At 61.6% G+C, this 21,104-nt stretch carries 15 protein-coding genes and 7 pseudogenes; 17 read left to right on the forward strand and 5 right to left on the reverse strand.

Translation table 11 applies throughout. From position 1 onward, the window contains the following. Positions 1 to 73 precede the first annotated feature (73 nt). Together AC0L28_RS32810 and AC0L28_RS32815 are read right to left on the reverse strand one after the other, a co-directional pair. Positions 74 to 1,486, reverse strand: a complete 1,413-nt coding sequence (locus tag AC0L28_RS32810) for an alpha,alpha-trehalose-phosphate synthase (UDP-forming) (RefSeq protein WP_473482599.1) — start codon at positions 1,484 to 1,486, stop codon at positions 74 to 76. Positions 1,487 to 1,725: 239 nt separating this feature from the next. After that, positions 1,726 to 1,860: pseudogene (locus AC0L28_RS32815) on the reverse strand (LLM class flavin-dependent oxidoreductase); the annotation flags it as partial. 116 nt (positions 1,861 to 1,976) lie between these two features. Here AC0L28_RS32815 and AC0L28_RS32820 point away from each other — a divergent pair. After that, positions 1,977 to 2,159, forward strand: a pseudogene (locus tag AC0L28_RS32820) (Tn3 family transposase); the annotation flags it as partial. A gap of 125 nt (positions 2,160 to 2,284) precedes the next feature. Here the strand turns inward: AC0L28_RS32820 and AC0L28_RS32825 are convergent. Beyond that, positions 2,285 to 2,985: pseudogene (locus tag AC0L28_RS32825) on the reverse strand (IS6 family transposase). A 323-nt stretch (positions 2,986 to 3,308) separates the two neighbouring features. Here AC0L28_RS32825 and AC0L28_RS32830 point away from each other — a divergent pair. The 3 genes and pseudogenes from AC0L28_RS32830 to AC0L28_RS32840 all read left to right on the forward strand — a co-directional run. Then, positions 3,309 to 3,909 (forward strand): annotated as a pseudogene (locus tag AC0L28_RS32830) (carbonic anhydrase); the annotation flags it as partial. Positions 3,910 to 4,016: 107 nt separating this feature from the next. Next, positions 4,017 to 6,074, forward strand: coding sequence for an acyltransferase family protein (locus tag AC0L28_RS32835; protein WP_473482570.1), 2,058 nt, complete (start codon positions 4,017 to 4,019; stop codon positions 6,072 to 6,074). Between the two features lie 1,083 nt (positions 6,075 to 7,157). Next, a complete protein-coding gene (locus AC0L28_RS32840; RefSeq protein ID WP_128372442.1) occupies positions 7,158 to 7,349 on the forward strand; it encodes a hypothetical protein in 192 nt (63 codons plus the stop codon). Between the two features lie 375 nt (positions 7,350 to 7,724). Here the strand turns inward: AC0L28_RS32840 and AC0L28_RS32845 are convergent. After that, positions 7,725 to 8,292 (reverse strand): annotated as a pseudogene (locus AC0L28_RS32845) (M16 family metallopeptidase); the annotation flags it as partial. Between the two features lie 192 nt (positions 8,293 to 8,484). On the opposite strand from AC0L28_RS32845, the gene AC0L28_RS32850 reads away from it, so the two are divergent. Beyond that, complete coding sequence (locus tag AC0L28_RS32850; RefSeq protein ID WP_473482601.1) at positions 8,485 to 8,880, forward strand: hypothetical protein; 396 nt, start codon at positions 8,485 to 8,487, stop codon at positions 8,878 to 8,880. Between the two features lie 34 nt (positions 8,881 to 8,914). Continuing rightward, a pseudogene (locus AC0L28_RS32855) lies at positions 8,915 to 9,114 on the forward strand (hypothetical protein); the annotation flags it as partial. Here AC0L28_RS32855 and AC0L28_RS32860 read toward each other — a convergent pair. After that, positions 9,092 to 9,193 (reverse strand): annotated as a pseudogene (locus AC0L28_RS32860) (IS630 family transposase); the annotation flags it as partial. The pseudogenes AC0L28_RS32855 and AC0L28_RS32860 overlap by 23 nt on opposite strands. 309 nt (positions 9,194 to 9,502) lie before the next feature. Here AC0L28_RS32860 and msuE point away from each other — a divergent pair. From msuE to AC0L28_RS32915, 11 genes are all read left to right on the forward strand, one after another. Continuing rightward, positions 9,503 to 10,078, forward strand: coding sequence for an FMN reductase (gene msuE / locus AC0L28_RS32865; protein ID WP_473482572.1), 576 nt, complete (start codon positions 9,503 to 9,505; stop codon positions 10,076 to 10,078). Between the two features lie 23 nt (positions 10,079 to 10,101). After that, positions 10,102 to 11,202 (forward strand): dimethylsulfone monooxygenase SfnG, encoded by a 1,101-nt coding sequence (gene sfnG / locus AC0L28_RS32870; protein WP_473482574.1) that lies wholly within the window; start codon positions 10,102 to 10,104, stop codon positions 11,200 to 11,202. A 56-nt stretch (positions 11,203 to 11,258) separates the two neighbouring features. Then, positions 11,259 to 12,152, forward strand: a complete 894-nt coding sequence (locus AC0L28_RS32875) for an ABC transporter ATP-binding protein (protein WP_473482576.1) — start codon at positions 11,259 to 11,261, stop codon at positions 12,150 to 12,152. Beyond that, positions 12,152 to 13,048 (forward strand): branched-chain amino acid ABC transporter permease, encoded by an 897-nt coding sequence (locus AC0L28_RS32880; protein ID WP_473482577.1) that lies wholly within the window; start codon positions 12,152 to 12,154, stop codon positions 13,046 to 13,048. Before AC0L28_RS32875 ends, AC0L28_RS32880 begins: the two co-directional genes overlap by 1 nt. Positions 13,049 to 13,051: 3 nt before the next feature. Continuing rightward, positions 13,052 to 14,089 (forward strand): branched-chain amino acid ABC transporter permease, encoded by a 1,038-nt coding sequence (locus tag AC0L28_RS32885; RefSeq protein ID WP_473482579.1) that lies wholly within the window; start codon positions 13,052 to 13,054, stop codon positions 14,087 to 14,089. 52 nt (positions 14,090 to 14,141) lie between these two features. Continuing rightward, positions 14,142 to 15,473: an ABC transporter substrate-binding protein gene (locus AC0L28_RS32890; protein WP_473482581.1), complete on the forward strand. Its 1,332-nt coding sequence runs from the start codon at positions 14,142 to 14,144 to the stop codon at positions 15,471 to 15,473. Positions 15,474 to 15,536: 63 nt separating this feature from the next. Continuing rightward, complete coding sequence (locus AC0L28_RS32895) at positions 15,537 to 16,328, forward strand: ABC transporter ATP-binding protein (RefSeq protein WP_473482584.1); 792 nt, start codon at positions 15,537 to 15,539, stop codon at positions 16,326 to 16,328. Then, the gene (locus AC0L28_RS32900) at positions 16,325 to 17,572 is read left to right on the forward strand and encodes an SfnB family sulfur acquisition oxidoreductase (RefSeq protein WP_473482585.1); all 1,248 of its coding nucleotides are present in this window, start codon (positions 16,325 to 16,327) and stop codon (positions 17,570 to 17,572) included. The genes AC0L28_RS32895 and AC0L28_RS32900 overlap by 4 nt, the downstream gene beginning before the upstream one ends. A 33-nt stretch (positions 17,573 to 17,605) precedes the next feature. After that, positions 17,606 to 18,781 carry an FMNH2-dependent alkanesulfonate monooxygenase gene (ssuD, locus tag AC0L28_RS32905; protein WP_473482587.1) on the forward strand — a complete coding sequence of 392 codons (1,176 nt, stop codon included), beginning with the start codon at positions 17,606 to 17,608 and terminating at the stop codon, positions 18,779 to 18,781. Further along, positions 18,778 to 20,208, forward strand: coding sequence for an FAD/NAD(P)-binding protein (locus tag AC0L28_RS32910; RefSeq protein WP_473482589.1), 1,431 nt, complete (start codon positions 18,778 to 18,780; stop codon positions 20,206 to 20,208). The genes ssuD and AC0L28_RS32910 overlap by 4 nt, the downstream gene beginning before the upstream one ends. Positions 20,209 to 20,234: 26 nt before the next feature. After that, positions 20,235 to 20,741 carry a flavin reductase family protein gene (locus tag AC0L28_RS32915; protein ID WP_473482591.1) on the forward strand — a complete coding sequence of 169 codons (507 nt, stop codon included), beginning with the start codon at positions 20,235 to 20,237 and terminating at the stop codon, positions 20,739 to 20,741. The last annotated feature ends 363 nt before the right edge of the window (positions 20,742 to 21,104 follow it).

The following is a 21,104-nucleotide window of genomic DNA, read 5'->3' on the forward strand; positions in this document are numbered from 1 at the left end:
GGTTACCACAGCACATTAACCACGCCTCGGCGAGGCCGGAATGCTGCCCTGATTCACTTGGTCGCGATCAGCCTCATACTGGCAGGTCGGCCGCCTCGAGCTTGGCTAGAAAGCCGTCGCACCATCCATAGACATCGTGGCCTTCGAGACTGTTCTTCATTGCGTTCCAACGCTCTTTCCGTTCCTCTGGCGACATGCGAAATGCCTCTTCCGTGGAGGCCGCCACTGCCTCTGGGTCATAGGGATTGACGATCACCGCTCCCTCCAACTCGCCAGCGGCGCCGGCAAACTGCGAGAGCACGAGGACGCCCGGATTGCTTGGGTCTTGCGCAGCCACATATTCCTTCGCCACCAAATTCATGCCGTCGCGGAGCGGCGTCACTAGACCAACGCGTGCCAGTCGGTAGAGGCGGGCCAGTTCCAGCGGGCCATGGGAACGATTGGTGTAGTGTACTGGTACCCAATCGATGGTTCCAAGTTCCCCATTGACACTTCCCACCAATTCGGCGATCTGCTTTTGCAGCGCCAGATAGGCCGGTATTTCCCCGCGGGATTTCGGGGTAATCTGCAGCAGTAGCGTCTTGCGGACGCGATGGCTGTTACGATCAAGGAATTGGCGAAACGCCACGATGCGCCGATCGATGCCCTTGGAATAATCCAATCGGTCGACACCAATGGCGACGTCACAGCCAGCAGTCTTCTTGTAAAGTTCCTGCAGATCCCCGTCGCGCGTCGCTAGCTCTGCGAGGCTCTCGAACTTGGCCGTGTCGATACCGATTGGAAAAACCCCGCAGCGAAACTCCCGCCCTTTGACTAGGCAGCTACCGTCTTTCATGAGACACCCTGGGTTTCGGCGGCGGAGACATTCGGCGAAGTTGTCAAGATCGTCGTCGGTTTGAAAGCCGACAAGGTCATAGAACGAAAGCGCTTCCAGCAATTCTTCGCAGAGCGGCACGGTGGCGAGGATGTCCGCCGGCGGCCATGGTATGTGCAGGAAAAAGCCGATGCGGTTGCGGCAGCCGCGCTCGCGCAGTTCTTTCCCTAGAGGGATCAGGTGATAATCCTGCACCCATATGACGTCGTCCTCGCGGTGGAGCGGCATCAAAGACTCTGCGAAGAGTCGGTTAACGCGGTAATATCCTGACTTTCGCGCGTCGTTGTATTCGGCGAGGTCGACACGGCAGTGGAAGACCGGCCAAAGAACCCTGTTGGAAAAGCCGTAGTAATATTCGTCCAGATCCTTCTGCGAGAGATCGGCAAGGGCATAGGTGATGCCGTTAGCCTCCTGCACCGTCGGTGACAGCTGGTTCTTCTCGGTTTTCACCTTCCCCGACCAGCCCATCCAAAGGCCGCCTCGTTCCTTGAGCGCGGCGTTCAGCGCAATGGCCATTCCGCCCGGGGGCAGCGATCCGTGCTCGTCGGGCAGCGCAACCCTGTTTGACACGATGACCAGTCTACCATCTCCACCGTCCCCAACGACACCCATAATGTTCTTCATGGTCACTCCTGTTGCCTGCCAGCTTTTGGCTTCGATCTCAGCCAAGTTAGGGACGGTCATCAGGTGGGACAATCTCATTAGGCGTATGGCAGAATAGCGCACACAAATAGGCACTAAGCGGGGCAGGAACTGAGCTCGCAAAGCTTCGGTTTTTGGATCATGTTTCTCCTAAGTTTTTTAACTGAGAGCGTGGGCCGATTCCGTACGACCACTAGTCTGGCGACCGGCGCCTCCGGGTTCGCGATGAGCGCATCAACCTCCCAACTTTCCCAGAGCTTTGTCACCACGTCTACGAATTCGCCCGCGCTCTTGTAACAATCGGCGTGGGTTGGATATCGGTCAAAGCCGAAATTCAACGCCGCGACCCGACCATTGGCCAGACACGCTTTTGCTGGGATCGGCGCCGGATGCGCCTGGTACGTCAAACCTGGTCGGGCTGACCGAACGGATTGCCTTCCTGCGCAAGCTCGAAATCGACCTTCGTCTGGCGGCATCGATCAACACCGGTGCGGTTGTGCCCTCGCGGACCTTGAAGAAACTCTCGGCATCACCGAAGGAAAGCCAACTGGCCAAAGCTCTTCGGGAACTCGGCCGCATCGAGCGGTCGCTCTCCATGATCGAATGCTATCCGAGTCCCGCATTGCGGCGGCGATGTCAGGCCCGGTCGTCCCTGATGGCGCTGAGAGCAACGGTTATGTGAAACGCGGTCGCAAACCCGGCAGGCCGCCGGTGGTTCCGTTGCAAAATTGTCGTCTGGCAATAGAAATTCGGGGAACGACCCCAGCCTCACGCGGCGGCGATGATTTCGAATTGCTGGGCGATGGGCGGATTTGGATTGAAGGCGTACCTCCCCTGTCGTTTTCGCATCATGTGGATCATCTCGATCCCGCCCAGCGTGGCGATAGCGCTTGTGAATGATTTGAAACCGAGCATAGGCCGCACACGACACTTGATACGCCGGTGATCCTGCTCGATGCGGTTGTTGAGGTACTGGCTCTTTCGGATGCGGATCGGCTTGAGCTGCCGCCGCGACCGATCCCGCAGCCGGCTTTCCGCGTCACAGGAAAGGATCGCCTCGCGATTCGTCTGGCTACCGTCGATGACGATGCGCTCGGGGCGGCCGTGACGCTACAACGCCTTGCGCAGGAAGCGTTTGGCCGCCGGCAGATCACGATGCTCGCTGAACCAGAACTCGACGGTGTCGCCGACGCTGTCGATGGCGCGATAGAGATACATCCAGCGGCCGCGAACCTTGATATAGGTTTCGTCGATATGCCACCTTCCGCTGACGGCACACTTGCGCCGATTGAAGCCTTTCAGCAGCAAGGGCGAGAAGTGAACGACCCAGCGGTGGATCGTCGAATGATCGATACTGATGCCGCGCTCGGCCATCATTTCCTTCAATTCGCGAAGGCTCAAGCCGTAGGCCAGATACCAGCGAACGCAAACAGAATGACGGACTAGTCGAAATGGCGGCCCTTGAACATCTGAACTCTCCGGCGAAACACCAGAGGCCATGCCATGCGCCTGGTTACCGAAGACTTTGCAACACAGCCACCCAGACTCCATACAAATCGCGCAACGCGCCTGCACCCGACCCTCAACCTGCTTAAGAGTAACCGGACGGCCGGCGATGCGATCGCCCCATCGGAATTGCCCGACGAGGCAGGGGCGAGATGAGCCGATTGTCCGGAAGAGATCAGGTCGGGCTTGAGAGCTTGCTGGCCTGGGTGGCTGCTGGTCCAGATGGTTCTATTCGGCAGCGTGCTCGTTCTGATCTGGCGGCCCAGCTGCGCTTGTAAAGTTCGTCTGCTCGGCGGGCACGCAGCAATGCCGATCGACATCAAGGACGCGGTCAAAGCGGATCTTCCGCACATCGCCATAGGTTGCACAAGGGCGGCGCAGGATGGTGAACAACGGCCACACCATCCAAGTCAACCTGCCGCAAGGCAGCACCCTCGCCCGCGGGGATCGTGTCTATGAGCTGCTACAGTTTCATTTCCATGCGCCAAGCGAGCACCACGTCGCGGGCAAGAGCTTCCCGATGAAAGCGCATTTTGTCCATAAGGACCGCAACAGCGATACTCTGGGTCTGCTGGGCCTGTTTCTGACGCCAGGCGCCACAAATGCCAGCTTCGCCAGGCTTGCCGCAGCATTTCCCGCAACCGCAGGCGAGGACACAGCGGTCGACGAGGCCGACCCCCAACGCGCTTCTACCGGCTTCGCTTGGCTACTGGACATATGAGGGATCATTGACGACGCCGCCATGCACCGAAAACGTCGAGTGGATGGTCGCGACGGAACCGATTGAGGTCGACCCAGCGGACATCGAGCGATTTACCTCACTCTATCCTTTGAACGCGGCCTATCCGCCGCACCACTGCGCCCAACCACGCAGCGGTGGCCGGTGACAAGATGCGTTTGCCCTCCAGCGAAACCACTGCCTGTCAGTTTGATCGAGCGTGATTCCGGGTTGCGCGATTTTGCATGGGGCTGGTTCGGTTCTTAATCGCATTTGATGGTCCGCATTCATACCGTAGATGCACTCATCGAAACGATCGATTTTACGAAGAGTAACGAACATGAAAAAGGCGTTGCTCAGGACGTTTTGAGGACGATCAGCGGCATGAAGTACAGAGCGGACATCAGCGGTCTACGGGCCGTCGCCGTTGTTCCTGTTGTCCTGTATCATGCTGGCTTTTCAGCGGTCAGCGGCGGGTTCGTTGGGGTCGACATCTTCTTTGTGATCTCCGGCTTCCTGATAACGTCCGACATCATCGAGCGGACAGAGAGAGGCGAATTCTCGCTGCTGGACTTCTATCACCGCCGCGTTCGACGGATTTTCCCCGCCCTCTCCGCGATGCTCGCCGCCTGTTTTGCGATGGCGTGGTTTGTGTTGCCGCCGGGAGAGTTCATTGGGTTCGGCAACAGCGCCATCGCCGCCGCGATTTCCTTCAGCAACTTCTTTTTTTACCGCAACACCAACTATTTCACTGAAGCCGCGAACTCGCTCCCGCTCCTGCACACATGGTCGCTGGCTGTCGAGGAGCAGTTTTACTTGCTGTGGCCTTTGGCAGTCATACTCATGATGCGATGGCTGAGACCGTGGGCGTCGTCAATCATCGTCGCAGCGCTATTCGTCATGTCCATCTACGCCGCTGAGCACTGGCTCCAGAGCGACCCGCCCTTTGTATTCTACATGCTTCCGACGCGCGCTTGGGAACTGCTCGCGGGCGGGCTGATCGCGCTGCCCGTGGCCAAGGCAATGAAGCCAAACCAAACGATTGCGGAACTCCTCGCTGCCTCGGGTCTGGCGCTCATCACCGCTTCACTTTTCCTGATCGATCAAGATACGCCATTTCGTGGCCTCCACGCGCTTGCTCCCTGCATTGGAGCGGCGCTCATCATCGCCGCCGGCTTTCACCGCGAAACAATGGTCTCAAAAGCGCTGTCGATCGGCCCTGCCGGCTTCATCGGCCTGACTTCCTACTCGCTCTACCTCTGGCACTGGCCGTTGCTGGTCTTTGCTGGCATCTATCAAAATCGCGAGTTGCTCGTCTCTGAACGTGTCGCTGTCGTAATGGCCGCGCTGCTCGTCTCAGCTCTCTCATGGCGCCTTGTCGAGCGCCCGTTCCGCCGGAGAGCTACAGGTTGGACGTGGCTGGTACCGACCGCCGGCGCAACAGCTGCGGTGTGCTGTCTATCCCTGGCTATCATCAACAGCTCCGGCTTCCCCAGTCGGGGCCCTGATGGCGGCCCGTCTGTTCAAGCACTCAGAGCGGAGAGGGCCAAGTTCGAAGCATCTTCCTGCCTCGAGCGTGGCGGGCTCATCCCCAAAACGGGCGAATGCCTCCTCGGCTCCGGCAATATCGCTCCGACGATCGTTTTGTGGGGCGATTCTCAGGCTGCCCATCTTGCCCCTTCTTTAAGCGAGGCCGCCCGGACCACAGGCGTGCGCGTCAGACAGATTACAAAAGCGGGGTGCGCTCCTTTCCCCAACATGACGATGCTTCCCGCCAGTCCATTGACAGCGGATTGCCCGGCCTTCAATTCGTCCGCGCTCCAATCGGTGCTTGCCGATCGCAACGTCACACTCGTGATCCTAGCAGGCCGCTGGAACACCTACTCGGGGCGTGGAGGCAGCTTCCTTTCGAAGGATGGAAGCTGGCCTTCGCGGGAGGCTTCCAAAGCGAACTTCACGTCCGCCATTAAAGAGACCGCGGCCGCACTGGCGACCCGTGGCATCAAGACCGCCGTGGTTGGACCAGCCCCAGAACCGCCCACCGATGTGCTGACTTGCCTTATCCGTGCGGACTTCATGAATGGCGATGCGCCGTGCTCCACCATGCCGGCCGAGAGGTCTTGGCAGAACAATCAAATCCTCGCGGATCTGCTGCCACGAACTGTACAATTCGTTCCGATAGTCCAAGCTTTGTGTGGGCAGGAAAAGTGCCCGCTGAAATCAGGTGAAGACGTCTTCTACCTCGACGCGATCCACCTTTCGCGGGCGAGCCGGCATATCCTCGCCCCCATTTTCGCTAAGGTCATCTCTTCGCCGGCCATGGATCTGGAGTAAGTCAGGCTTCTCCGGGGGAAAGGATCGCGCGCATGGCCGCGGTGCAGCGCGGGCTAACCCTCAGCAAGGACTGCAGCGAAGTATTCGTCATGGTATCTCCCGTCAGTGCTCTGCTGCAGCCACGACCTTGAGCCTGATTGATTGGGGTCCAACGGCAGAGTTATGCGGCTCGACACCGGTCTTGCTGCCCGCGAACCTTGAGGCGTTCGTCGATCGGATAGAGGCTTCGATTCAGGAGACCTGCTTCGTAATGCGGCCATGATAGGCCGGTCCCTCACCGACTGCCGCGCGCTCGGAAGAGATCGTCAGCATCGCCGGCTGGTTGGTGGCGTATGATCGGAGGACGACCGGTGTCCCTGACCTTTCGGCGCGGCTCCAGCTTTGCGAGCAGTCGCTTCGAGATTCGAGAAACTACCCGTGTAGCCGCGCTGTTTGATAGCTTGGAACAGCTTGCTCCAGCACTGGCTGAGAAACGCCTCGAAATGTAAGGTGACGTCGTGTTCAACGCCGTCCTGCGTCGGTCGGGTGGGGTGTCGAAAGTCAGCCATTTAGCGATGCTGCGCCAAGCATAGCCGGTATGACCGGCGTCGGCACAGGACAAGCCGATCCTTCCGCAGGGCATGAACATTTCGAACACCATCTACCGCGATTGTCGATAGCGTGGCGCACCTGGCGCCTGTGACTTACCTCAATATGCGGACCATCCTGAAATCAGATTGACTTGCGACGAATGTTACCAAACGATTTGGCGGGTGGAAGAGCCGGCGTCATCCAGTCGCCAGGGCCGGCTTCTGCCGCCAGGCTTTACCGCCATCTGCATCGTCCGCAGGCTTTTGTTCGTGAACCGTGTCTGATCGACCGCGCATGAAAACGTGCGAACTTTCATGGGGCGCACCACGAAACCCTATTGCAGAGCCAACCAAGCCCGGCCGGCGACGTCAGCAAGGGGCCTATAAGACAAGCCGGGGTCCGGATTTCTCCCAGATCATCCGCGATTTTAAATCAAATACCTCTGTGGATATTGACGATTGCGCGACCCTCACCTCGTAGACGGCCAGCGCGGGCGGCAACTGAGAGGGTCATATGACAAGCGATTTTTCCGCCGCGCGAGTGCATCTAGATCGAGCGTATCATTACCTGCGAGGCGATGACCCGATGAGCCGGAGGGGGCGCGAAGCCTTGGATTTGCTGATCGAGGCGGTTGCTGTCGAAGAGTTCAAGCAACCGCGCCAAAACGCGGAGGTGCTAACATTTCCGATTAAGCGCCGCTTCTGAGGCAATCTCCATGGTGGCAACCATGAACATGGTGTGCAAACACCCTCAGAATACTGCCCGTCCAGGCATGAGCCGAGCCTGTCCTCACAACCATCCGAATTGAGCTGCCCTTAGTGTAGGTTCCATCATCGATGTCGGCGGCAGCTATTCCGGAATGGCCGCCGCCCTGCAGTTCCGCCGCGCCCGCGCCAGGTTCTAGACTAGTGATCGACGCCGGGCTGCGGCGGACGCTTTTTGCCAGTCATTCGCCTGCTTTCCTGCCCCAGGACGACGTCGATCCGGCCAAAATCGCGAAGGGTCGCCTGAGCAGCTTTCGCGTTGCGAGACGCTCGCCTGGTACGACGGAACGGCCGAACGGGTGAGGGGAGCCGCGACTCTTTCGGCTTCGGCCTCGAAATCCATCATCTGCTCGAGCGCCTGCGGCACCACCGTCTCGTAAAAGGCGGTGTAGTCATAGGAGGTGAAAGCGTTGTTCGAACCGCCGATGGCGGAGACGGCGCGGTCGAATGCGCCGGCCGCGTGATTGGTCGTCGCCTTGAACATCAGATGCTCGAAGAAATGGGCCATGCCGGACTTGCCGGGCGGCGCATCCGCGCTGCCGATCTTGTACCACACCATATGGGTGACGATCGGCGCCCGATGATCGGGAATGACGACAACTTCCATGCCGTTGTCGAGCAGGAAATTCGTTGCCTTGATGTCATCGGTGGCCGCCAGAACCGGAGCGGCGGTGGTCACAAACGACAGAGCAGTCGCAAAAAGTGTCCCGCGCAGCCAGCCAGACCGAAGATTTATCGATGGCTCCGGTTGTGGTGACCGGGCGATGGGCAAGGTTCCAGGTGAAGTGAGTTGTCCCTCATTTTGAAGGTGCTGCGTCCTCGTCGCCCTCACTGGGAGAAAGTGGATCGGTGGGCAGCGCCGGGCCAGATGAGCCCCTCAGCATGCTGCCAAGCCCGACTCGAGCGTTATCTTTGAGTGCGTCGTGGAAAGGTGGGGCGGCATTTTCTGGTGGGGGATCATGGGACGACTCTCCTGGCCTCGTATGTGTTTGCGATGACCACGCACGCACCGTGCCAAATGGGAAAACCGTTTCGGCCATGTGATTAATCGGACTCTGTGTGTTGCGTATCCGACATTGTCGGACAAGCCCCTGTCCCAGAAGCGCTTCGCCTGCTCGTCACGGATCTGGCCGGCAAGATCGATCGACTGGAGTCAAGAGGTCGAGCGGCTGCGCCTCGACAACAGCGGTACTGTCAAGTTTGGCGAGGCGGCGATCTGTGGCACCGTCTTGCTCATGAGCACGACGTCCGATACCTACCGGGGCTTCCGCTACCCGGCCGAGATCATCAATCAGGCCGTCTGGTTGCATCACTGCTTCAGCCTGAGCCTGCGTGACGTTGATCTGATTCTTGCCGGCGAGGTGTCGTGGTCAGCTACGAGACTGTCCGTGAATGAGCCTGCGCGGGCGCGCCTATGCCAAGACGCTGAAGCGGAGGCGGCCGCAGCCCGGAGACAAATGGTTTTTGGATGAAGTGTTCGTTCGCATCCGAGGCAAACTGCCGTTGGGCCGATGCGGTGACCAACTGGCCAGCACGGCTCTCTACGAGGCGGCTTATTCGCTGCTCGTGCTCAGCAAGGAAATGTCGGGCTTCAGGCGTGGGGCATGAACGTCGCCAAACGGTGCGGTATGGCTCCAGCCCGAGTTGCTGTTGCCCGCAAGCTCGCCGTCATTCTGCGTCGCATGAGAGGCCGGTCTCGTCGATGAACACGAGCTTCGCCGGATCGAGATCGAACTGGCCGTCGAACCACTCCCGGCGCGCTCACAGGACGTCGGGGCGATTGCTGTGGCCGCGAAGCCAGACGCTCAAGGCGCCCACCACGAGAACGGTGCCTCTGTCGCCCAACTCGCGTTGACTAAGCTACTAACCGAGTGGGCAGACCTGAGCGCGGTGGCACACCCAACTTTCCGCAATTCCCGCCAGGGCGCCGCATCCCGTTCCTAAACCGTCAACTCCTTTCCATGCAGCTAACATCCGATTTTTCCCATCGACGTGAAAACATCAGAACAAAGTACCTTATCTCTACAGATTTTATAGAATATCGTTTGGCCTGGTTTGATGCTGGCCTAGCGGGCATGCGAAGTGTGGAGATTGATGACTTTGGCACGGCTATCGGTTCTCGGAATATCGGGCGGTGTAAGCAAGCCGTCCCGCACCACGGCGGTGGTCAATGCGCTGGTCAGGGCGGTCGCGTTGCGCGTGCCTGCAGACACCGGTCTGATTGAGATCACGGAGGCAGCACCCTCGCTTTTCGCCGGGCTATCCCGCGGCGCACTGGGCGCCTCCGGAGAAGCAATCATCAAGCGTGTCGAGAAGGCAGACTTGCTGGTGGTCGGAACGCCCGTTTATCGAGCTTCCTACACCGGCGCCCTCAAGCACCTGTTCGACCTCGTCGACTATCGCGCGTTGACCGGCAAGACTGTGCTCCTCGCGGCAACGGGTGGCAGCCCCTACCATGGCTTGGTTCTCGAACATCAGCTGCGGCCGTTGTTCGGCTTTTTTGGCGCTGTCACCGTCCCGACGGGCGTCTACGGCGCGCCAGACGATTTCATCGATGGCGAAATCGTGGGCGCAGCCATCATTGAGCGCATTGCAAGGGCCGCTACCGACGCGGTCTCCTTGCTCAACTCCGGTCACGCAAATGCTGCCGTCGCCACCCGCGTCGGCTGAGCAATGAAAGGGGAAACGACGAGATGAGTTCGCATTCCGACGCCATCAAATTTGCCTACTGGGTCCCGAATGTCTCCGGCGGCCTGGTCATTTCCAACATCGAGCAGCGGACGGGTTGGGACATCGACTACAACCGCAAGCTCGCCCAGATCGCCGAGGCCAATGGCTTCGACTATGCGCTGAGCCAGATCCGCTTCACGGCCGGCTATGGGGCCGACAACCAGCACGAATCCGTCTCGTTCAGCCACGCCTTGCTCGCTGCGACCACAACGCTGAAGGTCATAGCAGCGATCCTGCCCGGCCCGTGGAACCCTGCGCTGGCGGCCAAGCAGATCGCTACCATCAACCACCTGACCAATGGCCGCGTCTCCGTCAATGTCGTCAGCGGCTGGTTCCGCGGCGAGTTCGCCGCCATTGGCGAACTCTGGCTCGACCATGACGAGCGCTATCGCCGGTCGGAGGAATTTATCCGTGCGCTGCGTGGCATCTGGACCGAGGACAGTTTCACGCTGAAGGGGGATTTCTACCGCTTCACCAACTATTCGATGAAGCCGAAGCCAATTGATCCCCAGCCCGAAATCTTTCAGGGCGGCTCATCAAGGGCGGCGCGCGACATGGCTTCGCGAGTCTCCGATTGGTATTTCACCAACGGCAATACCCCGGAGGAGATCCGGAAGCAGGTCGACGACATCCGCGCCAAGGCGAATGCCAACGGCCACAAGGTTAGGGTCGGCGTCAATGCCTTCGCCATCGCGAGAGACAGCGAACAAGAAGCACGCGCCGTGCTCGACGAGATCGTCGTCAAGGCCAATCCCGAGGCAGTCCAGGGTTTTGCCGACCAGGTCAAGAATGCCGGCAGGGCCTCGCCGGAAGGCGAAGGCAATTGGGCTAAATCCTCTTTCGAGGATCTGGTGCAATACAATGACGGCTTCCGCAGCAACCTCATCGGCACGCCGGAACAGATCGCCGAACGCATCCTCACGTTGAAGGATGCTGGCGCCGACCTCATCCTGCTCGGCTTCCTGCATTTCCAGGAAGAGGTCGAGTTCTTCGGCAAGCGCGTCATCCCATTGGTGCGCGAACTGGAAGCAGCTCGCGACAGGGAGCTTGTCGCCGCGGAATAGGTCAGGCGCGGCCTTCGGGCCGCCGCCAGCTTTGCTTCAAAAAACAGGGACGTTTCATGATTGGTGCTTCGCTGGGAGCCGCCGCATACGAGCGCGCGCCCGAAATTTCCCGCATTCTTGCTGGTGCTGGCCCCGTGGAGGACACGCGCCCGGCGCGCCGGTCGGCAAAGGCGGATGCCATCCTGGCCCTGAGCGGGATCGGGATTTCGTTTGGCGGCGTCAAGGCGCTGAGCGACATTGATCTCGAGGTCAAAGGCGGTGAGATCCGCGCGGTGATCGGCCCCAACGGCGCTGGCAAGTCCTCGCTGATCAACATCATCAGCGGCCTCTATCATGCCGACCACGGCAGAATCGCGATCGACGGCCAGTCCTTCTCCCGGGTGCCGGCGAGCCGTCTGGCGCGACTGGGCGTTGCACGAACCTTCCAGAACCTGGCGCTGTTCGGCGGGCTATCGGTGCGCGACAACATCGCGTCGGGCCGCTCCCACACCAGGCGCGCCAACTTCGTCGAACACATTGCAGGCCTGCCACGCGCCCGGCGCGAGGATGCGATGATCGCCGAAAAGACCGATCAGATAGTCGCCTTCCTGCATCTCGAGGCCGTCGCCGACCGGCTGGTCGCGACGCTGCCCTATGGCCTGCAGAAGCGGGTCGAACTCGCCCGCGCGCTGGTCGCCGAGCCGAAGATCCTGCTGCTCGACGAGCCGATGGCCGGTATGACCGCGACCGAGAAGGCCGAGATGGCCGGCTTCGTGCGTGCGGCGCGCGACCGGCACGGCGTCACCATCATCCTGATCGAGCACGATATCGGCGTGGTCATGGGGCTCTCCGATCGGGTCGCCGTGCTCGACTACGGCCGCAAGATCGCAGACGGGACGCCGGCCGAGGTCAGGACCGATCCGGCAGTGATCCGGGCCTATATCGGCACCGCCGATGGCGAGGACATCTGATGAGCTACTATGATTTCCTCTTCGTCATCGAAGTGCTGGTCGGCGGCCTGCTCTCTGGGGTCATGTATTCGCTTGTCGCCATCGGTTTCGTGCTGATCTACAAGACGTCGGGCGTGCTGAACTTCGCGCAAGGGTCGATGGTGCTGTTCGCAGCGCTCACCTTTGTCAGCCTCGTCGAACGCGGCATCCCGTTCGCGCTTTCGCTGCTCATCACCTTCGCGGTCATGGTCGCGCTGGGCTTCACCATCGAGCGGACTGTGCTCAGGCCGCTGGTCAATCGCTCGCCGATGACGCTGTTCATGGCTACGCTTGGGCTGTCCTGCATCATCGAGGGCGCTGCCCAGTTGATGTGGGGCACCCAGGTGCACGGGCTCGATCTCCGCATAGACGACACGCCGTTCGAGGTCGGCGGCATCCTGATCTCGTCGTTTGACCTTCTCGCCGCAGGCATTGCCGCGGCGATGGTGGCGGCCTTGAGCGCATTTTTCTATTGGACCCGGATCGGGCTGGCGTTTCGCGCCGTCGCCGACGACCAGTTCGCGGCGCTCGCTGTCGGGCTGCGGCTGCCCCGGATATGGGGAACGGTGTGGACGGCCGCGGGGTTCGTGGCGCTGGTCGCGGGGCTGCTGTGGGGCGCGCGTCTCGGTGTCCAGTTTTCTCTGTCGCTGGTCGTTTTGAAGGCGCTGCCGGTGCTGGTGCTTGGCGGCTTCGATTCCATCCTCGGCGCCATCGTCGGCGGCCTCATCATCGGCGCCAGCGAAAAACTCGCTGAGGTCTATCTCGGCCCCTTCGTCGGCGGCGGCATCGAAGGCTGGTTCGCCTATGCGCTGGCGCTGGTGGTCCTGCTGGTGCGCCCCTCCGGCCTGTTTGGCCAGAAAACCGTCGAAAGGGTCTGACCGATGGCCGTGCAAGCGCTCGATGCCGCAAGGCTTCCAATCGACTGGCAGAAGTTGGCTCTGCCGGCCGCCTTGATTGCCGTGGCCTACGGCCTAATCCCCGCCTACGCATCGAACTATCTCGTCGAGGCAATCCTGCTGCCGTTTCTGGCGCTCAGCCTGGCGGCGGTCGGCCTTAACCTGCTCACCGGCTACTGTGGCCAGCTTTCGCTCGGCTCTTCCGCCTTCATGGCGGTCGGCGCTTTCGCCGCCTATAATTTCAACCTTCGGGTCGAAGGACTATCGCTGGCGGCGACCATGATCCTGGCCGGGATTTCGGCCGCCGGAATCGGCGTCGTGTTCGGCTTGCCCAGTCTCAGGCTCCGCGGCTTCTATCTCGCCGTCTCGACGCTCGCCGCCCAGTTCTTCGTGCAATGGGCGCTGACCAAGTTCGGCTGGTTCTCCAACGACAACCCATCGGGCGTGATTTCGGCGCCGCATCTCATCGTCGCTGGGTTCCCGCTCGACGGCGCCACCGGCCGCTACCTGCTTTCGGTCACCACGGTCATCGTGCTCACCGCTCTCGTTTGGCGCCTGGTCAACAGCGCGACCGGTCGCAACTTCATCGCCGTGCGCGACAACGAAACCGCGGCGCGCGTCATCGGTGTTCCCGTGCTGCGAACCAAGCTGCTGGCCTTCGCCATCTCGTCCTTCATTATCGGCGTTGCCGGTGTGCTGTGGGCCTTCACCTATCTGCGCACCGTTGAACCGGCCGGATTCAATCTCGACCGCTCGTTCCAGATCTTGTTCATCATCATCATCGGCGGGTTGGCCTCGATACGCGGCGCGTTTCTGGGCGCGGCCTTCATCGTGGTCTTCCCGCTCGTTCTGTCCCGGCTCGGCGCCTTCCTGTTCGGCGGCCTGTTCGATTCAGGCGTGCTCGACATGAGCCAGCGCATCGTACTCGGCGCCCTCATCATCATCTTCCTCATCGCGGAACCGAACGGCCTGTCGGCCCTCCTGGACCGCCTCAAACGGCGGATCGGCTCAAGGTCCAGCTGAGTGCCGCTCGACATTCTCCCCTCACGGACCACAACCTCAGGAGACGCAACCCATGACCTTCTTCAGCCACCTACGGAAGGCGGCGATCGCCACGGCCTTCGTGCTCGGCGCGACGGCTGTCCACGCCGACGAACAGTATTTCCCCCTGCAGAGCTATCGCGTCGGCCCCTATGCCGCCGGCGGCACCGGCTTCTTCGGCGGCTTCGTCGACTACCTCAACCTGATCAACATCCGCGACGGTGGCGTCAACGGCGTCAAGCTGACCTGGAGCGAAGGCGAAACCCAGTATGAGGTCGAGAAGGGCGTCGAGGTCTACGAACGGCTGAAGAGCAATCCGGGTATTGCCGCCTGGAACCCGCTTTCGGTCGGCATCGCCTACGCCATGATCGACCGCATCACTGACGACAAGGTGCCGCTGATCACCATCAACCACGGCCGCACCGACACCACGGACGGGCGCGTGTTCCCTTACGTCTTCCCGCTGCTGCTCAATCCCTACAGCGAGACTTCCGGAATCGTGAACTACATCGCCTCCAGGGAAGGCGGCCTGGACAAGCTCAAGGGCAGGAAGATCGTGGTGCTCTATCACGGCTCCCCCTACGGCAAGGAGACGATCCCGATCTACGAGCTTTTGGCGCACAAATACGGCTTCGAACTGTCGCAGATCGAGGTTCCGCATCCGGGCAACGAGCAGCAGGCACAATGGCTGACGATCCGTCGCGAGCATCCCGACTATGTGGTGCTGCGCGGCTGGGGCGTGATGAACCCTGTAGCGTTGAAGACTGCGCAGAAGACCGGGTTCCCAGCCGATCACATTGTCGGCAATGTCTGGTCGAATTCCGAAGAGGACGTCATCCCCGCGGGCGATGCCGCCAAAGGCTATACGGCCATCACCACCCAGGCCTCGGGCGAGCAGTATCCGGTGGTCCAGGAGATCGTGAAAACGGTCTACGGCGACGGCAAGGGCAATCTCGAGGACAAGAGCCGCATCGGCTCGGTCTACCACAATCTCGGCATCGTCAATGGCATCCTCAATGTCGAGGCGGTCCGCATCGCGCAGGCCAAGTTCGGCAACCGCACGCTGACCGGCGACGAAGTGCGCTGGGGCTTCGAGCATCTCAAGCTCGATCCGGCGCGCGTCGAGGCGCTCGGCGCCAAGGATCTGTTCCACTCGATCAATGTCTCCTGGGACAATCACGAGGGTGACGGCTACGTGACCTTCCAGCAGTGGGACGGCAAGAAGTGGAACGTCGTGTCCGACTGGATCGCGCCCGACTGGAAGCTGCTGCGCCCGATCATCGAGAAGTCGTCCGAGGCTTATGCCAGCGAGAAGGGCATCAAGATCCGCACGGCCGAGGACGCCGACGCAGTGGTCAGCAACTGAGTTTGCCATGACGCGGCCGGCCCATGGGCCGGCCGCGCCATCCAGGCGCAAGCGGAGTTATCGATGTCCACCCCGGAAAACCCGATCCTGTCAGTTAGCAGCGTGGAAGCCGTCTATAACGGCGCCATCGCCGCCCTGCACGGCGTTGACCTGTCGGTCGGCAAAGGCGAGATCATCGCCTTGCTCGGCTCCAACGGCGCCGGCAAGACCACGCTGCTGCGCGCCGTATCCAATCTCCTCCCGGCCGAGCGCGGCGCCATTACCGCTGGTCGGATCACCTTCGATGGCGAGGATGTTTCAAGGGCAAGCCCCTCACAGCTCGTCCGCAGCGGCCTCGTCCAGGTCCTTGAGGGCCGGCATTGCTTCCACTCGCTGACGGTCGAAGAGAACCTCTTCACCGGCGCGCTCGGACGCTCGTCCTCCCGCACCGGCGTCAAGGCCGACCTCGACCGTGTCTATTCACTTTTCCCAAGGCTCGCCGAGAAGCGGCGAACCCGGTCCGGCCTCACTTCCGGGGGCGAGCAGCAGATGACGGCAATCGGCCGGGGTCTGATGTCGCGACCGCAACTCTTGGTTCTGGACGAGCCGTCGATGGGGCTCGCGCCGCTGATCGTCGGCGAGATCTTCAGCGCCCTGAAACGGCTAAACCGCGACGAAGGCCTTTCGATCCTCGTTGCCGAACAGAATTCGGCGGTCGCGCTGAAATACGCCGACCGCGCCACCGTGCTCGAGAACGGCGTCAGCGTGCTGGAAGGTTCGGCTGCCGACCTGCGCCAGCGCGCCGATATCAAGACCTACTATCTCGGCGGCTCGCCGCTTCCATCCGACCATTTCCCCAAGGAGACCGCAGCATGACCATCCAATCGAAGCAGCCGTCCGATATCCGCAGCGCCGTGCCACCGGTCGAGCGTCCGTCAGCCAAGCCGCATGTCATCAGGACCGACGCCGAGGCACTCGCTGTCGCCGAAAAACTGGCTGCCGAATTCGCCAAGGATGCCTCCAGGCGGGACCGTGAACGCCTCTGGCCGAAGCAAGAGCTCGATGCGTTTTCGCAGAGCGGCCTGTGGTCGATCAACGTGCCGAAAGCCTATGGCGGGCCGGAGCTCTCCTATGTGACGCTGTCGAAAATGATCACCATCATCTCGGCGGCCGATCCGTCGCTGGGCCAGATTCCGCAGAACCATCTCGGCGTCGTGGCCGCCATCCGCACCGTATCGGATGAAGCCCAGAAGAAGCTGCTTTTCACCGAGGTGTTGTCCGGCACGCGCTTCGGCAACGCGTTCTCCGAATTCGGCTCCAAGCGGGCGGCCGACTTCGAAACCAAGTTCGTCGACGCCGGTGACCATGTCGTCGTCAACGGCCAGAAATTCTATTCGAGCGGCGCGCTACTCGCGCACCTGGTCCCGATCGTGGCGCTCGATGACGAGGGCCGCGCCTGGTATGCCATCGCCGATCGCGGCGCGCCCGGACTGACGGTCATCGACGACTGGTCGAGCTTCGGCCAGAAGACGACGTTGTCCGGCACGGTCTTGCTCGACAATGTGAAGGTGCCGAAGACGCATCTGGTTCCCGGCTATAAGGGTTACGACCGGCCGACGGCCGACGGAGCCATCTTCCAGATCATCCAGGCCGCGGTCGATCTCGGCATCGCCAAGGCGGCGATCGAAGAGACGGTCGATTTCGTGCGCACCAAGTCGCGCGCCTGGATCGACAGCGGCGTCGATCATGCCTGGCAGGATCCTTATACGATCCAGGCGATCGGCGACCTTCGTCTGCGCGCCAATGCGGCAGAGGCAGTTCTGGAAAAGGCCGGGCTTGCCGTTGATCGCGCCGTCGCCGACCCGAATGAGGAGACCGTCGCTGAAGCGCAGATCGCTGTGGCGCAATCCAAGATCCTCACCACCGAGATCGCCATCAATGCCACGAACAGGCTGTTTGAGCTCGCCGGCACGCGCTCGACGCTGGCCGAGCACAATCTCGACCGGCATTGGCGCAACGCCCGCACCCACACGCTGCACGATCCGGTGCGCTGGAAATACGCGATCCTGGGCAACTACTACCTCAATGACGTCAATCCGCCGCTCCATGCCTGGAGCTGACCGCGGGCATCGTCAAGGCACAGAGGACCATTCATGAGCATTGCCACCCCCGACAGGATCAAGGTCCTGTGGTTTCTTCCGACCCATGGCGACAGCCGCTATCTCGGCACCTCCGAGGGGGGCAGGGCGGTCGACTTGCCCTACCTCACCCAGGTCGCCAAAGCTGCCGATGCCATCGGCTACTATGGCGCGCTGCTGCCGACCGGACGCAGTTGCGAGGACAGCTGGGTCGTGGCGTCGGCTCTGGCGCCGCTGACCCAGCGGCTTCGCTTCCTTGTCGCCGTCCGGCCGGGCCTGCAATCGCCGACGCTCGCCGCGCGCATGACCTCGACGCTCGACCGCATTTCCAGCGGACGCCTGCTAATCAATGTGGTCACCGGCGGCGACCCGGTCGAGAACAAGGGCGACGGCATCTTCCTCAGCCATGACGAGCGCTATGAGGTGACGCGGGAATTCCTCGACATCTACAAGGCCGTGCTGCGCGGCGAGACCGTTGCCTTCGCAGGCAAGCACTTCCGTATCGAGGACGGCCGGCTGCTGTTTCCGCCCGTGCAGACGCCACATCCGCCGCTCTATTTCGGCGGCTCGTCGGAAGCAGCCAACGCGGTCGCCGCCGAACAGATCGACAAGTATCTGACCTGGGGCGAACCGCCGGCCGACGTCGCCGCCAAGGTTGATCATGTGCGCGGCCTTGCCGAGAAGGCGGGACGAGCGGTGAGTTTTGGAATCCGATTGCATGTCATCGTCCGCGAAACCAATGACGAAGCCTGGGCCGATGCCGACCGGCTGATCAGCCGGCTGAACGACAAGACGATCGCCGAGGCACAGAAGGTGTTCGCGCGCATGGATTCTGTTGGCCAGTCGCGCATGAGCCGGCTGCATGGCGGCCATCGCGACAAGCTGGAAATCAGTCCGAACCTGTGGGCCGGCGTCGGCTTGGTGCGCGGCGGCGCCGGCACCGCGCTGGTCGGCGACGCGGCGACGGTGGCGGAACGGATCGACGAATACCGACGTATCGGCATCGATACCTTCATCCTCTCCGGTTATCCGCATCTGGAGGAGGCCTATCGTTTCGGCGAACTGGTGCTACCGCTATTGCCGCTCGATCATGAAATCTCGACACGGGCAGCGGTCGTGAACATGGGGCCTTTTGGCGAAACGGTGGCCGGCGACCATCGACCGTCGGCACTGCGCGCGAGTCAATCTTGAGCGCCAGAGAATCGGGCAGAGGGCCGGTCGTAGTCATTATCGGCGGCGGCTTCTCCGGGGCGGCGACTGCGTTTCATCTTGCGCGGCTTCTGCCCGCCGGAGCCGCCGATATCGTGGTCGTCGAGCCCCGAGAGGGACTCGGCTATGGTCTGGCCTATTCGACGCCCGATCCTTCACACCGCATCAATGTGCCGGCGTCGCGGATGACGCTGATCTCCGGTCAGGACAGCCACTTCGCCGACTGGCTGGAGCAGACCGGCGCAATTGCGGACGATGCCGAGGCTGTTGCCGCCAACGGCGCGCTCTACCCGCAGCGTCGCGTTTTCGGGCGCTACGTGGAATCCCATCTCCAGCCTTTGCTGCTCGGCAAAACGATCCGCCATGTCAGGTCCGCGGTCGCATCAGTCGAGCTCAGTGGCGAGGCCTACCACCTGATCCTCGCTGATGGAGGAAAGCTCGCAGCGGACGCCGTGGTGATTGCGGCGACGCATCCGCCGCCGGCCTTGCCATTGCCGCTGCAGTCCGTGATTGGCGCAGCCGGGCTTGTGGCCAATCCCTATGATCTCGAAAGGCTGGAAGCGATCGGACGTGACGACCATGTGCTCGTCGCTGGCACTGGACTGACGTCGGCGGATGTCATCGCAACGCTCGACCGCAATGGCCATCGCGGGCGCATCACAGCACTTTCGCGCCATGGCTACCGGTCGCGAGGCCATGCGGCTACGCATGCCGATCCGATTGGCGACTTCACCGGCCTCCCTTCACGCAGCGCCACCGTGCTGCTCAGGCGTATCCGGTCGACCATCGCAACCGCCGCGCAGCAGGGCGAAGGCTGGCACCCGGTGCTCGACGCCGTCCGGCGACAAGGGCAAGTCATCTGGCAGGCCCTGCCGCTCGCTGAGCAACGCCGCGTCGTGCGGCACCTTCGCGCGCTGTGGGATGTGCATCGCTTCCGCGTGGCGCCACAGATCATGGACATGCTTGATCGCCAGGTTGCCGAGGGTAGGCTTGCCTATCGCGCGGCATCGATTGTCGGCGCCGAACAGATCGACGGACGCATTCGGGTCACGCAGCGACTGCGTGGCCAAGGCCGCCTCCTTGCCGAGGCTTACGACAGCGTGATCGTGACGACCGGGCCGGCGCATGCCGATATTTTGCGGACCAATGCGGCGATTGCGGCGCTCGCACGGACGGGATTGGTGCGGCTCGACCCGATTGGCCTTGGCTTGGAGACTGACCCGCAAGGCAGTGCAGTCGGCACATCCGGGCGGCCGACTGGCAGCATTTTCGTCAGCGGGCCATTGGCGCGCGGCAGCGTTGGGGAATTGATGGGAATTCCCGAAGTCACCGCGCATGCCGAGCGCATCGCCGCCGAAATTCACCAATGGCTGGAATACCAAACGGCGTTGCGTCGCAGGGCGTCGTGAAGCTACAAAAAATGAGGCTAAGCCAGATGACACTGACCGAACGCGCTCCCCAGATTGAAACCCGTGTCCCTCTCAAATCTGCCATGCGGCACCTGGCTGGAGCCGTGTCCGTGGTTACCGCAGGTATTGGCGACGAAAGGACGGGCGCGACCGTTACCACCGCCCACTCACTGTCCGTCGAGCCGGAGGTAATGGTCGTCAGTCTCAACCTGAACTCGTCAACCTGGGCAGCAATCAGGCGGCACAGGCATTTCTGCGTGAACGTGCTGCGAGCCGACCAGGTCGCGATTGCCGATCGCTTCGCCGGACGCGGCGGCCTGAAGGGGGTGGAGCGTTACGAGGGGGCTAGCTGGCTGAGCCTCGCGACCGGCGCGTTGGCGCTCGACAGTGCGCTTGCCGCCGTCGACTGCGCGGTCGAAGACATGATCGTCCGCCACAGCCACGCACTGATCCTCGGCAGCGTCCGACATGTGGCGAGCGGAGAGCCGGGCCCGGCATTGATCTACCATCACGGCGCATATGGATCGTCGTAAGTGCCGTGACGTTCCGGGCCGCGACCGACTTTGATGTTGATGTCCTGATCTGCTGACCGATGGCAGCAGCGCGAAGTCCTATGCGCTACGTAGAGAAAGTTTCCGCCGAGCGACGCTTCCGCAGAACCATTTCCTACAGCCCAACCAAAATTCGCAATCGACAAAGACCGGAAGAGCTGCTGTTTCCTTTTTGAGGGTTTCCCTGAAAAGTCTTCAGCCTAAACCTCATTATTGTGGTCCAGCCGTCGTATTTTCCAAGGCCAATGCACGGTAGAGTCATAACACCTTGCCGCCTGCGCGGCAGAGAAGGCCATGGCAAAGCCGGAACCACGGTAAGACGGCGCAGACCGTCAGGCTCTTAAA

Source organism: Mesorhizobium sp. WSM4847 (genome assembly GCF_055811335.1).

Coding starts and splice junctions, on each gene's coding strand:
- AC0L28_RS32810 (WP_473482599.1), bottom strand. CDS start 1,486: ATGGGTGTCGTTGGGGACGGTGGAGATGGTAGACTGGTCATCGTGTCA.
- AC0L28_RS32835 (WP_473482570.1), top strand. CDS start 4,017: ATGGTCCGCATTCATACCGTAGATGCACTCATCGAAACGATCGATTTT.
- AC0L28_RS32840 (WP_128372442.1), top strand. CDS start 7,158: ATGACAAGCGATTTTTCCGCCGCGCGAGTGCATCTAGATCGAGCGTAT.
- msuE (WP_473482572.1), top strand. CDS start 9,503: ATGACTTTGGCACGGCTATCGGTTCTCGGAATATCGGGCGGTGTAAGC.
- sfnG (WP_473482574.1), top strand. CDS start 10,102: ATGAGTTCGCATTCCGACGCCATCAAATTTGCCTACTGGGTCCCGAAT.
- AC0L28_RS32875 (WP_473482576.1), top strand. CDS start 11,259: ATGATTGGTGCTTCGCTGGGAGCCGCCGCATACGAGCGCGCGCCCGAA.
- AC0L28_RS32880 (WP_473482577.1), top strand. CDS start 12,152: ATGAGCTACTATGATTTCCTCTTCGTCATCGAAGTGCTGGTCGGCGGC.
- AC0L28_RS32885 (WP_473482579.1), top strand. CDS start 13,052: ATGGCCGTGCAAGCGCTCGATGCCGCAAGGCTTCCAATCGACTGGCAG.
- AC0L28_RS32890 (WP_473482581.1), top strand. CDS start 14,142: ATGACCTTCTTCAGCCACCTACGGAAGGCGGCGATCGCCACGGCCTTC.
- AC0L28_RS32895 (WP_473482584.1), top strand. CDS start 15,537: ATGTCCACCCCGGAAAACCCGATCCTGTCAGTTAGCAGCGTGGAAGCC.
- AC0L28_RS32900 (WP_473482585.1), top strand. CDS start 16,325: ATGACCATCCAATCGAAGCAGCCGTCCGATATCCGCAGCGCCGTGCCA.
- ssuD (WP_473482587.1), top strand. CDS start 17,606: ATGAGCATTGCCACCCCCGACAGGATCAAGGTCCTGTGGTTTCTTCCG.
- AC0L28_RS32915 (WP_473482591.1), top strand. CDS start 20,235: ATGACACTGACCGAACGCGCTCCCCAGATTGAAACCCGTGTCCCTCTC.